General features: G+C 72.6%; 13 protein-coding genes. 4 read left to right on the top strand and 9 right to left on the bottom strand.

Annotation, left to right across the window (positions count from 1 at the left end; translation table 11 throughout):
* Positions 1-39: 39 nt before the first annotated feature.
* The 5 genes from P3L51_RS21030 to P3L51_RS21010 all read right to left on the bottom strand — a co-directional run bounded on the left by P3L51_RS21030 (position 40) and on the right by P3L51_RS21010 (position 6,185).
* Positions 40-861 carry an alpha/beta fold hydrolase gene (locus P3L51_RS21030; RefSeq protein ID WP_354606813.1) on the bottom strand — a complete coding sequence of 274 codons (822 nt, stop codon included), beginning with the start codon at positions 859-861 and terminating at the stop codon, positions 40-42.
* 292 nt (positions 862-1,153) lie between these two features.
* Positions 1,154-2,572: a phytoene desaturase family protein gene (locus P3L51_RS21025; protein WP_354606812.1), complete on the bottom strand. Its 1,419-nt coding sequence runs from the start codon at positions 2,570-2,572 to the stop codon at positions 1,154-1,156.
* A 128-nt stretch (positions 2,573-2,700) separates the two neighbouring features.
* On the bottom strand, positions 2,701-3,582 hold the full coding sequence (locus P3L51_RS21020) for an inositol monophosphatase family protein (protein WP_354606811.1): 882 nt from the start codon (positions 3,580-3,582) through the stop codon (positions 2,701-2,703).
* A 134-nt stretch (positions 3,583-3,716) separates the two neighbouring features.
* Positions 3,717-5,528, bottom strand: coding sequence for a gamma-glutamyltransferase family protein (locus P3L51_RS21015; RefSeq protein ID WP_354606810.1), 1,812 nt, complete (start codon positions 5,526-5,528; stop codon positions 3,717-3,719).
* Between the two features lie 159 nt (positions 5,529-5,687).
* Positions 5,688-6,185: a hypothetical protein gene (locus P3L51_RS21010; RefSeq protein ID WP_354606809.1), complete on the bottom strand. Its 498-nt coding sequence runs from the start codon at positions 6,183-6,185 to the stop codon at positions 5,688-5,690.
* Between the two features lie 85 nt (positions 6,186-6,270).
* On the opposite strand from P3L51_RS21010, the gene P3L51_RS21005 reads away from it, so the two are divergent.
* The 3 genes from P3L51_RS21005 (at position 6,271) to lplAB (ending at position 8,537) form a co-directional block, all read left to right on the top strand.
* Positions 6,271-6,618 carry a PadR family transcriptional regulator gene (locus P3L51_RS21005; protein WP_354606808.1) on the top strand — a complete coding sequence of 116 codons (348 nt, stop codon included), beginning with the start codon at positions 6,271-6,273 and terminating at the stop codon, positions 6,616-6,618.
* Entirely contained in the window at positions 6,615-7,298 is a 684-nt protein-coding gene (locus P3L51_RS21000) for a permease prefix domain 1-containing protein (protein ID WP_354606807.1), read from the top strand. The genes P3L51_RS21005 and P3L51_RS21000 overlap by 4 nt, the downstream gene beginning before the upstream one ends.
* 186 nt (positions 7,299-7,484) lie before the next feature.
* A complete protein-coding gene (gene lplAB / locus P3L51_RS20995; RefSeq protein WP_354606806.1) occupies positions 7,485-8,537 on the top strand; it encodes a lipoate-protein ligase LplAB in 1,053 nt (350 codons plus the stop codon).
* A 75-nt stretch (positions 8,538-8,612) separates the two neighbouring features.
* Here the strand turns inward: lplAB and P3L51_RS20990 are convergent, their stop codons facing one another.
* Both P3L51_RS20990 and P3L51_RS20985 read right to left on the bottom strand, forming a co-directional pair.
* A complete protein-coding gene (locus tag P3L51_RS20990; RefSeq protein WP_354606805.1) occupies positions 8,613-9,293 on the bottom strand; it encodes a response regulator in 681 nt (226 codons plus the stop codon).
* Positions 9,290-10,435, bottom strand: a complete 1,146-nt coding sequence (locus tag P3L51_RS20985) for a sensor histidine kinase (protein ID WP_354606804.1) — start codon at positions 10,433-10,435, stop codon at positions 9,290-9,292. The genes P3L51_RS20990 and P3L51_RS20985 overlap by 4 nt, the downstream gene beginning before the upstream one ends.
* A gap of 167 nt (positions 10,436-10,602) precedes the next feature.
* Between P3L51_RS20985 and P3L51_RS20980 the strand changes: the two genes are divergently transcribed.
* Positions 10,603-11,580: a carboxymuconolactone decarboxylase family protein gene (locus P3L51_RS20980; RefSeq protein WP_354606803.1), complete on the top strand. Its 978-nt coding sequence runs from the start codon at positions 10,603-10,605 to the stop codon at positions 11,578-11,580.
* A gap of 12 nt (positions 11,581-11,592) precedes the next feature.
* Here the strand turns inward: P3L51_RS20980 and P3L51_RS20975 are convergent, their stop codons facing one another.
* Together P3L51_RS20975 and hydA are read right to left on the bottom strand one after the other, a co-directional pair.
* A complete protein-coding gene (locus tag P3L51_RS20975) occupies positions 11,593-12,594 on the bottom strand; it encodes a TIGR03842 family LLM class F420-dependent oxidoreductase (RefSeq protein WP_354606802.1) in 1,002 nt (333 codons plus the stop codon).
* Positions 12,595-12,614: 20 nt separating this feature from the next.
* Positions 12,615-14,018 (bottom strand): dihydropyrimidinase, encoded by a 1,404-nt coding sequence (gene hydA / locus P3L51_RS20970; protein WP_354606801.1) that lies wholly within the window; start codon positions 14,016-14,018, stop codon positions 12,615-12,617.
* Between the last annotated feature and the right edge of the window lie 295 nt (positions 14,019-14,313).

Here is a 14,313-nt window from a genome sequence, read left to right as displayed (position 1 = left end):
AAACTTTGAAGACACGACCTAGCCCTGACGCCTGTCGGCTCAGTCGCTGACGAAGGCCAGCAGATCGGCGTTGAACTCCTGCTCGTGGTCGCCGTACAGACCGTGCGGGCCGCCCGGGTAGACCTTCAGCGTCGCGTCCTTGATCAACTCGGCGGACTTGGGACCGGAGGCCACGATGGGCACGATCTGGTCGGCGTCGCCGTGCAGGACGAGCGTGGGGATGTCGAACCGCTTCAGGTCCCGCGTGAAGTCCGTCTCGGAGAACTGCTTCACGCAGTCGTACGCCGCCTTGATGCCGACCTGCATGCTCCACAGCCAGAACACGTCGCGCATGCCCTGCGACACGGCGGCGCCGGGGCGGTTGAAGCCGTAGAAGAGGTCGGAGAGGTCCTGGTAGAACTGCGAGCGGTTGGTCTCCACACCCGTGCGGATGTCGTCGAAGGCGCTGAGGGGCAGGCCGTCGGGGTTGGCGTCGGTCCGCAGCATCAGCGGGGGCACCGCGCTCAGGAGCACCGCCTTGGAGAGGCGGGACGTGCCGTGGCGGCCGATGTAGCGGGCGACCTCGCCGCCGCCCGTGGAGTGGCCGACGAGGACGGCGTCGCGGATGTCCAGCTCGTCGAGGAGCTGTGCGAGGTCGTCGGCGTACGTGTCCATGTCGTTGCCCTGCCAGGGCTGGCCGGAACGGCCGTGGCCCCTGCGGTCGTGCGCGATGCCGCGGAAGCCGTTCTCCGCGACGGCGCGGAGCTGGCCGTCCCAGGCGTCGGCGTTCAGCGGCCATCCGTGGCTGAACACGACGGGGCGGCCCGTGCCCCAGTCCTTGTAGAAGATCTCGGTGCCATCGGTGGTGGTGAATGTGCTCATGGCGGTCCATCCCTCCTTCGGCGGTGGTCGGCCACGCGGCTCGCGGACGGCTCGCGGAAAAAGCGCCCGGCGCACGGCGGTGGGCGGCGGCCGGTGGGCGCGCGGCGGCGGCGTACCGGCGCGTACTCCGGCGTCTTGTAGCCGCGCGCGCGGGGCGGCGTCGGCCTCGCCGAGGGGGTGGGCCCGACCGCGTACAGCCGATACACCGGATGCCCGGACGCCAACCAGCGTCTCAGGAATCGGCGAGGCCCGCCCACCGGGGAGCACCCCCGTGGGCGGGCCTCGCCGGCGGTCAGGCCGTCGCGCGCAGCTTGCGCCAGACCGCCTTCGCCGCGTTCTGCCCCGACATGCCGTGCACGCCGGGCCCCGGCGGGGTCGCCGACGAGCAGATGAAGACCGCCGGGTGCTGGGTGCTGTACGGCGACAGCGAGAGCTTGGGCCGCACCAGCAGCCGCAGACCGGCGACGGAGCCGGTGGCGATGTCCCCGCCCACATAGTTGGCGTTACGGGCCGCCAGCTCCGGCGGGCCCGCGGTCGCGCGCGCCAGGACCCGGTCCCGGAAACCGGGCGCGAAGCGCTCGATCTGCCGCTCGACCGCGTCGGTCAGGTCGCCGTCCCAGGCGTGCGGGACATGGCCGTACGCCCAGAAGACATGTTTGCCCTCGGGGGCGCGTGACGGGTCGACCAGACTGGGCTGCGCGGTGATCAGGAACGGCGCGGCCGGAGCACTGCCGCCGTACGCCTGGTCCAGCGCCGTGCTGATCTCCCGCCGCGTGGGCCCCACCTGGACGGTGCCGGCCCGGCGCGCCGCCTCAGCCGTCCAGGGCACGGGGCCGTCCAGCGCGTAGTCGATCTTGAAGACGCTCGGGCCGTACCGGTACGAGTCGTACGCCCGGCCCAGCCCCGCGATGCGGGCGAGCGCCGTCGGTGAGGTGTCGAAGACATACGCGCGGGCCGGCGGGAGGTCGTCGAGCCTCTTGACCTCGAATCCGGTGTGGACCGTGCCGCCGAGGTCGCGCAGATACGCCGCGAGCGCGTCCGAGATGGACTGGGAGCCGCCGCGCGGGAGCGGCCAGCCGTTCTCGTGGGCGGCGAGCGCGAACATCAGGCCCACCCCGCCGGTCGCGATCCCGCTCAGCGGGGCGATCACATGGGCGACGAGACCCGCGAAGAGTCCCTTGGCCTTCTCGTCGTGGAAGCGCCTCATCAGCAGATTCGCCGACGGGAGCCCGGCGAGCCCGAAGCGGGCGAGCGTGAGGGTGTCGTGCGGCAGGCCCCTGGGGGGCAGCGTCATGAAGTCCCGCGCGAAGTTGTCCCACTTCCCGAGGAAGGGGGCGACGAGCCGGCGGTACGCCCCGGCGTCGCGCGGGCCGAAGGAGGCGGCGGTCTCGGCGACGGAGCGGGACAGCACGGCGGCCGTGCCGTCGTCCCAGGGGTGGGCCATCGGCAGCTCGGGGTGCAGCCACTCCAGGCCGAACCGCGCGAGGGGCATGTCGTTGAACGCGGGCGATCCCGCACCCAGGGGGTGCACGGCCGAACAGGGGTCGTGCCGGAAGCCGGGCAGCGTCAGTTCTTCGGTCCTCGCTCCCCCGCCCACGGTGTCACGGGCCTCGAACACGGCGACGGAGAATCCACGTCGGGCCAGCTCGACCGCGGCGGTCAGCCCGTTGGGTCCCGCCCCCACGACGACGGCATCGAGCATCGACGGCACCTTCGGACTCCTTCGTCAGCCGATGGCCAGAGGAACCAGGATATTCCTGGCCTCTGACACCCTGTCGGCGGGGCGACGATACGACGGGGACCTCGGCTGCTGTCCGGCTGGGCCGTGCGGCCCGCCCGTCAGGCTCCCGGCACCTGCCCGGCTCCGGCGCCCGCGGCCTCCGCCGCTGTCCGCGGGCCGGTCAGCAGGCGTTCCCGCACCCGCCGCGCGGTCGCCGTGTCGCGCGCCGCCGTGAAGGGCAGCGCGTTACCTCCGGTGACGCGGAAGGGTTCGCCGGTGAGGGTCAGCTGCGCGCCGCCCGCCTCCGTGACCAGCAGCAGGCCCGCCGCGTGGTCCCAGGCCAGCTCCCAGCTGAAGGCGACGGCGTCGAGCGCGCCCCGCGCGATGGCCAGATACTCCAGCCCCGCCGAACCGCACGGCCGGGCGGCGATGTCGTCGGCGTCCTGGACCCCCTGCAGCGCCCGCTTCTCCTCGGGCGTCGTGAAGTCCGGGTGCGACATGGCGACTTCGAGCACCGCGCCGGGCGCGGGCGTGCCGCAGCGCAGCGGGACGCCGTCCAGCAGGGCGCCCCGTCCTCGTACGGCGGTGGCCATCTCGTCCGTCGCGGGCGCGTACGTCCAGGAGGCCAGCACCTCGCCGCCCTGGGCGAGTGCGACGAGCGTGCAGAATCCGGGCTCGCCCCGGACGAACTGCCGGGTGCCGTCGACGGGGTCGACGATCCATACGGGCGCGTCGCCGCGCAGCGCCCCGTACACGGCCGGATCGGCGTGGACCGCCTCCTCGCCCACCACCACCGAGCCGGGCAGCAGCGCCGTCAGCGCGGCAGTCAGGTGCTCCTCGGCACCCCGGTCGGCACTGGTGACCAGGTCGTGCGGGCCTGATTTCTCGACGATCTCGTGGGCGGCGAGCTGCCGGTAGCGCGGCATGATCTCGGCGGCGGCCGCGTCACGCAGCGCCGCCTCGACCGGGGAAAGGTCACCGTTCAGAAAGTCATCGATCATGCCTCAAGGGAACCACAGAGGTGTGACAACGCAGGTGGGGGCGGAGATGACGGCTCGATGGCGACTCGGCGTCCAGCCCACGCGAGGTCGCCGGTGCTGGGACGGGAAAGGTTCATCGGGCCGCACGACACCTCCTAGCGACCGACCGCGTACCCCTGCATGCCGCGCGGATTGGCCGCGGCGGACAGGACGCCGGTCCTCGGGTCCCGGGCCACCGCGCAGAGCCGCCCTTCCGACCAGGGTTCGCCGACGGTGACGTCGTGGCCCCGACGGCGCAGCCCTTCTACTACGGCCGCGTCCATGGACGGCTCCACGGTGACGCTGCCCGGTCGCATCCCGCGCGGGTAGAAGGAGCTGGGGAAGCTGTCGTTGTGCCAGTTCGGCGCGTCGATCGCGCCTTGGAGGTCGAGTCCGCCGCGTACCGGCGGGCGCAGCGCGACAGCCAGGAAGAAGTGGAGCTGCCACTGGTCCTGCTGGTCGCCGCCGGGAGTGCCGAAGGCCAGGACGGGTACCCCGTCGCGCAGGGCGAGGGACGGGGTGAGGGTGGTGCGGGGCCTGCGGCCCGGTGTGAGGGAGTTGGGCAGTCCGGGCTCCAGCCAGGCCATCTGGAGGCGGGTGCCGAGCGGGAAGCCGAGTTCCGGCACGACCGGGTTGGACTGGAGCCAGCCGCCGCTCGGCGTCGCGGCGATCATGTTGCCCCAGCGGTCCACGACATCGAGGTGGCAGGTGTCGCCCCGGGTCGCGCCGTCGCGGGCGACGGTCGGCTCGCCCGCGCCGGCCACCGGGACGGCGAGCGCGTCGAAGCCGGCGCCACCGGCTGCGACGGCGGTGGCGTGGGCGCTGAGGACGGGGTCCCGTCCGTCAGGGCTGCCGGGACGCAGTTCGTAGGAGGCCTTGTCCCCGACCAGTGCGCGGCGCGCGGTGTTGTACGGCTCCGAGAGGAGGGCGGCGAGCGGTACGTCGGCGGCGTCTCCGTACCAGGCCTCCCGGTCGGCCATGGCCAACTTGCCGCCCTCGGTAAGGAGGTGGACGTACTCCGCCGAGCCGTACGCCGGAAGCTCGGGCGCGGGCGGCAGCAGGGCGAGCTGCTGGAGGAAGGCGGGGCCCTGGCTCCAGCCGGCTGCCTTGCAGAGGGTCCAGCCGTTCCACTCGTACGTCGCGGGTGCCTCGTACGTCGCGGACCAGCCGGCCAGGTCGGCGGCGGTCAGGGTGCCGGTGTGGTGGGAGCCGCTGGTGTCGAGGGTGGGGCGTTCGGACTGGCGTATCAGCGCCTCGGCGATGAATCCCGTGCGCCAGATGTCACGCGCGGCCTCGATCTGCGCGACACGGTCGCCGCCGCCCGCGGCCTCGGCCTCGGCCGTCAGACGGCGCCAGGTGGCGGCCAGGGCGGGGTTGCGGAACAGCTCGCCGGGCGCCGGGGCCCGGCCGCCGGGCAGATAGACGTCGGCGGACGAGGTCCACTCCGTCTCGAACAGCGCGCGCACGCTCTCCACGGTCTCGCCGACCCGCTCGACGGGCGCGTGGCCGTCCTCGGCGTAGCCGATGGCGTAACGCAGCACCTGCGCGAGGGACTTGGTGCCGTGGTCGCGCAGCAACAGCATCCACGCGTCGAAGGCACCGGGCACGGCCGCGGCGAGCGGTCCGGTGCCGGGGACGAGTTCGAGTCCGAGGGACCGGTAGTGCGCGATCGTGGCCCCGGCGGGCGCGGGCCCCTGACCGCAGAGCACCCGGACGTCGCCGCCGACCGGGGCGAGGATGATCGGCAGATCCCCGGCCGGCCCGTTGAGGTGCGGCTCCACCACATGCAGCACAAACCCGGCGGCCACGGCGGCGTCGTAGGCGTTACCCCCGTCCTCCAGGACGGCCATCGCCGACTGCGAGGCGAGCCAGTGCGTGGAAGACACCATGCCGAAGGTGCCCTGGAGGGTGGGCCGGGTGGTGAACATACGGTCTCTCACCTCGCTGTTCCGGCGCGTCGGCGGGACCGGTGGGCGCGCGGGATCGGTTCTGGGGGAATCCCGGGAGTCCGGACAGGCCCTCCCTCCCCGCAGGTTATCGATCGCCTCGCGCCCGTCTTCGCGGGGGCGCATCCGAGGCCCGCCCGATCACGCGCCGGTCGTGGAGCCGGGGCGCACGATCATCAGGACGACCACGACCGCCCAGAGCAGGTTGAAGACGCCGGTCAGGCCGCCCAGCCGGGCGGCGGTCCGTGCCATGTCGGCTCCGGCCCCGGCCTCCGCCCCTGCCCCTGCCCCCGATGCCGATGCCGATGCCGATGCCTCGATCATGCTTTCCTGCCCCGGCAGGATCGCCAGCGCCAGAATCGCGGCGGCGATCGCCGTCAGGCCGATCGACGTGAGCAGCCACGCGTCGGTGAGGACGCCGAGCTGTTTGCCGGTGGCGATCCCGAAGACCGGGACCGCGACCCCGACGATCGCGTAGCCGCCGCAGATCCGGTGGAGCAGCGCCGCGACGGCGGCGGAGCGTCCGTCCTCCTCGGCCGCCTTGCGCGCGTAGCGCGGGAACAACGACGCCGCCACGGCGATCGGCCCGACCACCAGGATCGAGGCGAGGACATGGATGGAGAGCAGCAGCTTGGTCACCGCGGGCCCCTTCGGGGAGACATATGAATAAGTTGGCTGCCAATAGGTACCACGCCAACGCGTTCCATAGGTAGGCTGTCTACCCATGAAGACAGACGCGGTGCGTGGGCACCTGGACGGACTGTTGCTGGCCGTGCTCGAACCCGGCCCGCTGCACGGCTACGCGATCATCGCGGCGGTCCAGCAGCGGAGCGAGGGCGCGCTCCAGCTCCGTACGGGCACGATCTATCCGGCCCTGAACAGACTTGAGCGGCTGGGACTGCTGGGCAGCAGCTGGGAGTCGGTCGGCGAACGGCGGCGGCGCTGCTACCGGCTGACCGACGCGGGGCGCGGCAGCCTGGAGAGCGAACGGACGGCCTGGCACGAGTTCACGACGGCGATCGGCTCGGTGCTGAACCCGGCCGCCGCCCCGGCGCCGCGGCCCGCGACATGAGCGAGACGAAGGTCATGACCACCACGAACGCGCCCGACGATCCCGTCACGGACTACGTCGCCGCCCTGTCCACCGCGTTGCACGGACCCGTCGGGGCCAAGTCCCGGATGGTCCGGGAGATACGGGACGGCCTCATCGACACGGTGGAGGCCCACACCCGCGACGGCGTGCCCCACGAACGGGCGGCCCGCCTGGCGGTGCGGGAGTTCGGCACCCCGGAGGAGCTCGTACCGAGCTGCCAGCGGGAGTTGACCATCGCGCAGACCCGGCGGACCGCCCTGTCCGTCACCCTCACCGTCCCGTTCCTGATCGCCTGCTGGCATCTGATCTGGACCTCGGGCCAGGGCTGGCAGCTCCAGCAGACGGCGCAGCTGGTCGCCGTCCAACTGGCGGCCGTCGCCGCCGTCGCCACCCTGCTCGCGGCGGCGGCACTCGCCGCCACCGGCGCGCTGGCGCGCAAGCTGCGGACACCGGAGCGGTTGCCGCTGGCCGTGGCCTGGGCGGGCACGACGGCCGGTGTGGCGATGGTGGTCGCCACGCTCGCGCTCGCCGTGCTGTCGCCGCTGACCACGAACTGGCCGCTGGTCACCCTCGCGGCCATGGTCACCGCCCTCTCCCACGGCATGGTGGCCTCCTCCGCCCGCGCCTGCCGCCGCTGCGCGCGCCTGCCGGCCGGGTAGTCGCGGGCGCAGGGCAGTCGCGTGTGCCGGGCGGCGGCGGGCGCGGTGCAGTCGCGTGCACACGGCAGCGGCGGGCGCCAGGTAGCCGCGAGCGCGGCCCGGGATGATCCCCCCGGGCGGGCGTGTTGCACTCACCGGACTCGCGTTCACAGGTGACGCGACCCGGAAAGAGGCGGAGGCACAGCGGTGCACGGTGAGTACAAGGTGCCGGGCGGCAAGCTCGTCGTCGTGGATCTGGACGCGCGGGACGGCGTGTTGCGTGATGTCCGGGTCGCCGGGGACTTCTTCCTGGAGCCGGACGAGGCGATCCACGCCATCGACCGGGCGCTCGAAGGCGCGCCCGCCGACCTCGACGCGGCCGGGCTCGCCGCCCGCGTCCAGACGGCCCTCCCGCCCGGCACCCGGATGTACGGGCTGACGAGCGAGGGCATCGCCGTCGCCGTACGACGCGCGCTGGCCCACGCCACCGACTGGACGGACTACGACTGGCAGCTCATCCACATGGAGCCGCAGCCGCCCGCGCTCCACATGGCGCTGGACGAGGTGCTGACGACCGAGGTCGCGGCCGGCCGCCGCGCGCCCACCCTGCGGGTCTGGGAGTGGGCCTCCCCCGCCGTCGTGATCGGCAGTTTCCAGTCGCTGCGCAACGAGGTGGACCCGGTGGCCGCCGAGCGGCACGGCGTCACGGTCGTACGGCGGATCTCGGGCGGCGGCGCGATGTTCATCGAGCCCGGCAACACCATCACGTACTCACTGTCCGTCCCCGACGCCCTCGTGCAGGGCCTGACGTTCGCCGACAGCTACGCCTATCTCGACGACTGGGTGCTCGGCGCACTGGGCGACATGGGGATCAGGGCCTGGTACCAGCCCCTCAACGACATCGCCACCGAGGCGGGCAAGATCGCGGGCGCCGCGCAGAAGCGGGTGGTGGGCGGCGGCGCGGTGCTGCACCACGTGACGATGGCGTACGACATCGACGCCGACAAGATGCTCGAAGTCCTGCGCATCGGCAAGGAGAAGCTCTCCGACAAGGGCACGCGCAGCGCGAAGAAGCGGGTGGACCCGCTGCGCCGCCAGACGGGCCTGCCGCGCGAGGCCGTCATCGAGCGGATGATCGCCTCCTTCCGGGGGCGGTACGGCCTGACGGAGGGCAAGGTCACGGACGAGGAGATGGCGCGGGCGCGTGAGCTGGCGGAGACGAAGTTCGGTACGGCGCAGTGGACGGCCCGGGTGCCGTAAGGCCGGGCGCCGGTCCACCGGTACAGCGGTCGGCCCACGACGACCGCCGCCGCCCACCGGCCGCCCTCCCCGAACTCAGCCCGTCCCCCCTCGCGGGGTCACCAGCCCCGACTCGTAGGCGAACACCACCAGTTGGGCCCGGTCCCTGGCGCCCAGCTTCGTCATCGCCCGGCTGATGTGGGTCTTCGCCGTGAACGGGCTGATGACCATGTGCGCGGCGATCTCCTCGTTCGTCAGTCCGCGCGCCGCCAGCCCGGTCACCTCGCGCTCCCGCCTTGTCAGGGCCTCCAGGCCCGGCGCGGTCGAGCGGTCCGGCGGCCGGGAGACGAACTCCCCGATCAGCCGGCGTGTGATGGACGGCGACAGCAGCGCGTCCCCGCGCGCGGCGACGCGGACCGCCTGGAGCAGCTCGACCGGCTCCGTGTCCTTGAGCAGGAATCCGGCGGCCCCGGCGCGCAGCGCGTCGAAGACGTACTCGTCCAGACCGTAGTTGGTGAGGATGACGACATGGACGCCCGCCAGTGCGGGGTCGGCCGCGATGTGCCGGGTGGTCTCGATGCCGGTCATCACCGGCATCTGTACGTCGATGAGCGCCACGTCCGGGACCGACCGCCGCACCAGGTCCAGCCCCCGCTGCCCGTCGGCGGCCTCCCCGACCACCTCGATGCCCTCCTCGGCGTCGAGCAGCGCGCGGAACCCGGCCCGCATCAGGGCCTGGTCGTCCACCACCACCACGCGTACCGGCTCGCCGATCATGCGCGTTCCAGGGGGAGTTCGGCCCGTACGGTGAATCCGCCGCCGGCGCCCGGCGCCGCGTGCAGCCTGCCGCCCAGCGCCGCCACCCGCTCGCGCATACCGGTCAGACCGGTGCCCTCGGCGACCTGATCGCCGGGCGCGGCCGGCCCCGCGTCCTCGATCTCGACCAGCAGGTGGTGCGCCCGGTGGGTCAGCCGTACCTCCGTCTTGGCGCGGTCCGCGTGCCGGGCCACATTGGTGAGGGCCTCCTGGACGATGCGGTACGCGGCCCGGTCGACGGCCTGCGGCAGGAGCCCGGGGGCCTTGTCGGTGTACGTGACCGAGACGGCGACGGCGATGCCCGCCGACCTGGCCCGCTCCACGAGTTCGTCCAGCCGGTCCAGGCCCGTGCCCTCGGCCACCACATCCGTACGCAGGACTTCGAGCGTGGACCGCAGCTCGCGCATGGCTTCGCCGCTCGCCTCCTGGATGGCCAGCAGCGCGTCGGGCACCTCGTCGCCGCGCTTGCGCGCGAGATGCACGGCGACACCCGCCTGGAGCTTGACGATCGAGATGGAGTGGGTGAGGGAGTCGTGCAACTCGCGTGCGATCCGCAGCCGTTCCTCGCCCGCCCTGCGCAACGCGGCTTCCTCACGCGTGCGTTCGGCCTCGCGCGCCCGCTCCTCCGTCTGGCGCAGGTACGCCTGCCAGTTCTTGTCGACAAGTCCGGTGACGCCCGCCGAGAGGAACCAGCCGACCAGCAGCGCGGTCCGTTCCACGATGTCGTCGGCGCCCGGATCTACGGCGAAGAACACGACGAGGAAGACCGCGCTCGCCACGATGCCGAGCGACCGGCGCCCGCTGCGTGCCGAGGCGTGGACGGCCGCGAGTACCGGGAAGGCGGCCCACGAGCCGGGCTGCCCGTGCAGGACGTACGCGAGCATGCAGAGCGTCGTCACGACCAGCACGGCGACCGGCGCGCGCCGGTGCGCGGCCAGCGCCAGACAGCCGGCCGCGATCAACAGCCCGTCGAGCGCGGCGGGGCCGGGGCCGTCGGCGACCACGGCCGCGAGCAGCACCACACCGCAGGTCAGAGCCGCGAGCGCCGTATCGAGCAGCCACGCCCGCCGCCCGGCCGCCGAGCCCTTCGATTCGCCCCCCATGGCGGCACTGTAACCAGCGCGCGGCGGACCGCGCGTCGTCCCCGACGACTGCTTCCGCACTACTCCCCGCGCAGTAGTCGCCGCCCGGCGCCACCCGGCGGGCGCAGGCGCGAATGTCATCGGTGGTACGACGCCACGGGGCCCCGACCACGGAGAGCATCGGTCCCATGACTCACACCCGAACGTTCCGGTACACCACGCCGGAGCCGCCGAAGGCCGCGACCGGCGTCACCGCCGAGGTCTACGCGCAGCTCTCCACCGACCTCGGCTTCGAGGCCGCGCCGACCTTCGTCGTCCTGTCGGCCGCTCCCCCACTCCTGACGGGGACCTGGGCCGTGCTCCGCGAGTCCCTGCTGGCGGGCGTGGGGTCCCGCGTGGACAAGGAGGTGGTGGCCGCCGGGGTGTCACTGGCCAACCGCTGTCCGTTCTGCGTGGACGCGCACACCGTACTGCTGCACGCGACGGGCGAGCACGGCCTCGCCGAGACCGTCGCACGCGGCGAGGAACCGGCCGATCCCCGGCACCGGCGGCTGCTGGCCTGGGGGCGGCGGATGGACACGGGGCGCCCGTTCCCCGCGGAGCACACGCCCGAGTACATCGGGACGGGCCTCGCCTTCCACTTCATCAACCGCGTCGTGTCGGCGCTGTTGACCGAGAACATGCTGCCGGGCGGCGACCAGAAGGACCGGATCCTGCGGGACATGGCCGACGCCGACCTGTCCCGCACGGTCCGCCGCGCGCTGCCTCCCGGCGACAGCCTGCCCCTGCTGGAGACGGCGGGCCCGGCTCCCGGGTGGGCGGGTGACAGCCCGGTCGGCCCGGCTTTCGGCGCGCTGCGCACGGCGGCGCACCTGGGTGCGGGCCTGCTGAGCGACGAGGACGCCGCGTACGTACGGGAGACGGTGGCCGCCTGGGACGGTGCCACCGCGCTCCCGCTCGCCGGCGGCGACCTGCCGGGGCGGGACGAACGGCCGGGCGCCCGGCTCGCGTTGCTGGCGGCCCTCGCCCCGTACCGCGTCACGGACGAGGACGTGGAGGCGTGGCTCGTCCCGCCGCGCACCGACCACTGCCTGGTCCATCTGGTCGCCTTCGGCGCGATGTGCGCGGTCGAGCGCGTCGAGTCCGCCCTGGTGTCCGCCGGTTAGACCTCGCCGGGGTCAGGAGGCCAGCGCGGGGATGATCTCGGAGCCGTACGTGTCGATCGTCGCCTCCTTCGCGTCGTGCATGTTGTAGACGGCGAACTGGTCGACGCCCAGGGCCTTCAGCGCCTTCAGCTTCTCGATGTGCGCCTCCGCCGGGCCGAGCAGGCAGAAGCGGTCCACGATGTCGTCGGGCACGAAGTCCGTCGAGGGGTTCCCGGCGCGGCCGTGGTGGCTGTAGTCGTAGCCCTCGCGCTGTTTGATGTACGTGGTGAGGGCGTCGGGCACCAGGCCGGAGTGCTCGCCGTAGCGGCTGACCAGATCGGCGACGTGGTTGCCGACCATTCCGCCGAACCACCGGCACTGGTCGCGCGCGTGGGCGAGGTCGTCGCCGACGTAGGCGGGGGCGGCGACGCAGATGGTGACGGAGTCGGGGTCGCGTCCGGCGTCGGACGCGGCCGTCCGGACGGCCTTGACCATGGTCTCGGTGAGATACGGGTCGGCGAGCTGGAGGATGAAGCCGTCCGCCCGCGCGCCGGCCATCGCCAGGGCCTTCGGCCCGTACGCGGCCATCCACACCGGCAGCTTCCCGTCCCGCACCCAGGGCAGTCTGATCGGCTTGCCGTCCACCAACGCCTCGCGGCCCTCGGCGAGTTCACGGATGACGTCGATCGCCTCACCGAGCCGCGCGAGGGTGTTGGGCGCGCGGCCGGCGACGCGCATCGCGGAGTCGCCGCGGCCGATGCCGCACACGGTGCGGTTGCCGTACATCTCGTTGAGCGTGGCGAAGGTGGACGCGGTCACCTCCCAGGTCCGGGTGCCCGGGTTGGTGACCATCGGGCCGACGATCAGTTTGGTGGTGTGTTCGAGGATGCGGCTGTAGATGACGAACGGCTCCTGCCACAGCACGGCGGAGTCGAAGGTCCAGCCGTAGCGGAAGCCGTTGCGCTCGGCGCGCCGCATGAGGCCGACGACCGCCGACGCCGGCGGGTCGGTCTGCAGGACAAGTCCGAAGTCCATGGCCGGGCCACTCCCAACTTTCAGGTGAGGTACTGACAGGTGGCGCGGGGGGTGTAACTGCCGTGCCCCGCACGGCCGGTGTACTTCCGGCCGTCGATGACGAGCTCACCGCGCGACAGGACGGTCTCGACCTGTCCGGTGATCCTCTTCCCCTCGTACACCGAGTAGTCGACGTCCATGTGGTGAGTCTCGGCGGACAGGGTCTGCTGGGCGTGCGGGTCGTAGATGACGATGTCGGCGTCGGCGCCCGGCGCGATGGTGCCCTTCTTGGGGTAGAGGCCGAACATCCTGGCCGGGGTCGCGCAGGCGATCTCGATCCAGCGGCGCCGGGTGATGTGGCCTTCGACGACGGCCTGATGGAGCAGATCCATCCGGTGTTCCACGCCCGGCAGCCCGTTGGGGATCTTGGAGAAGTCGCCGCGGCCCATCTCCTTCTGCCCGTTGAAGCAGAACGGGCAGTGGTCGGTGGAGACGACCTGGAGGTCGTTGGTGCGCAGCCCGCGCCAGAGGGCGGCCTGGTGGTCGCGGGGCCGCAGCGGGGTCGAGCAGACGTACTTGGCGCCCTCGAAGTCCGGCTCGGCAAGATTGTCGGTGGACAGGAAGAGGTACTGCGGGCAGGTCTCGCCGAAGACGGGAAGTCCCTTGTCCCGGGCGGCTGCCAGCTCGGCGACGGCTTCCTCCGCGGATACGTGCACGACGTACAGCGGCGCCTCGGCGACGCGCGCGAGCTGGATCGCGCGGTGTGTTGCCTCGGCCTCCAGCAGGACCTTGCGCACCTCTCCGTGGTAGCGCGGATCGGTGCGCCCGGCGGCCAGGGCCTGTTCGACGAGGACATCGATCGCGATGCCGTTCTCGGCGTGCATCATGATCAACCCCCCGTTGTGGGAGGCCCGTTGCATGGCGCGCAGGATCTTGCCGTCGTCGCTGTAGAACACACCGGGGTAGGCCATGAACAGCTTGAAGGAGGTGATGCCCTCCTGGACGAGGAGGTCCATCTCCTTGAGGGAGTCCTCGTTGACGTCGGCGAGGATCATGTGAAAGCCGTAGTCGATCGCGCAGTTGCCGTCCGCCTTCGCGTACCAGGCGTCGAGCCCTTCGCGCAGCGCCTGGCCGGGCGACTGGATGGCGAAGTCCACGATGGTGGTGGTGCCGCCCCAGGCGGCGGCGCGGGTGCCGGTCTCGAAGGTGTCGGCGGCGAAGGTGCCGCCGAACGGCATCTCCATGTGCGTATGGCCGTCGACTCCGCCGGGGATGACGTACTTGTCGGTGGCGTCGATGACGCGGTCGGCGGTCCAACTCGCGGCCACGTCGGAGCCGTTGGAGGCGAGCGCGACGATCCGGCCGTCCTCGGTGAGTACGTCGGCGTGGACTTCGTCGGAGGCGGTGATGACCAGACCGCCGCGGACGAGCGTGCGATTACTCATGGCATGGGCTCCGTGACATGACTCGACGTGGCTGAGGCGGCTGAGCGGGCAGCCGGCTGAGGGGCCTGACGTGGTGCTGTCCTCCACCGCCGGACGGGACGCCGCGGCCACCCGTCCGGCGGTCGCGGACTAGGTCGTGTCTTCAAAGTAGCGCCGTCCGCCCGCGGGGCGGGGCCCGCGGCGGCTGGTGCGGTGCATCGCAAGGCGGAGGATCGGCCTCGTACCGGGCGTACTCGGCCGACTCCGACTCCGACAACGCGGCAAGGTGCCGCACCAGACGCCGCGGGCCAGGCGA

Source organism: Streptomyces panacea, assembly GCF_040560175.1.
GTDB lineage: Bacteria > Actinomycetota > Actinomycetes > Streptomycetales > Streptomycetaceae > Streptomyces > Streptomyces panacea.
Note: the sequence above shows the minus strand (reverse complement) of the source record. Positions and strands in the feature narration are given on the sequence as shown.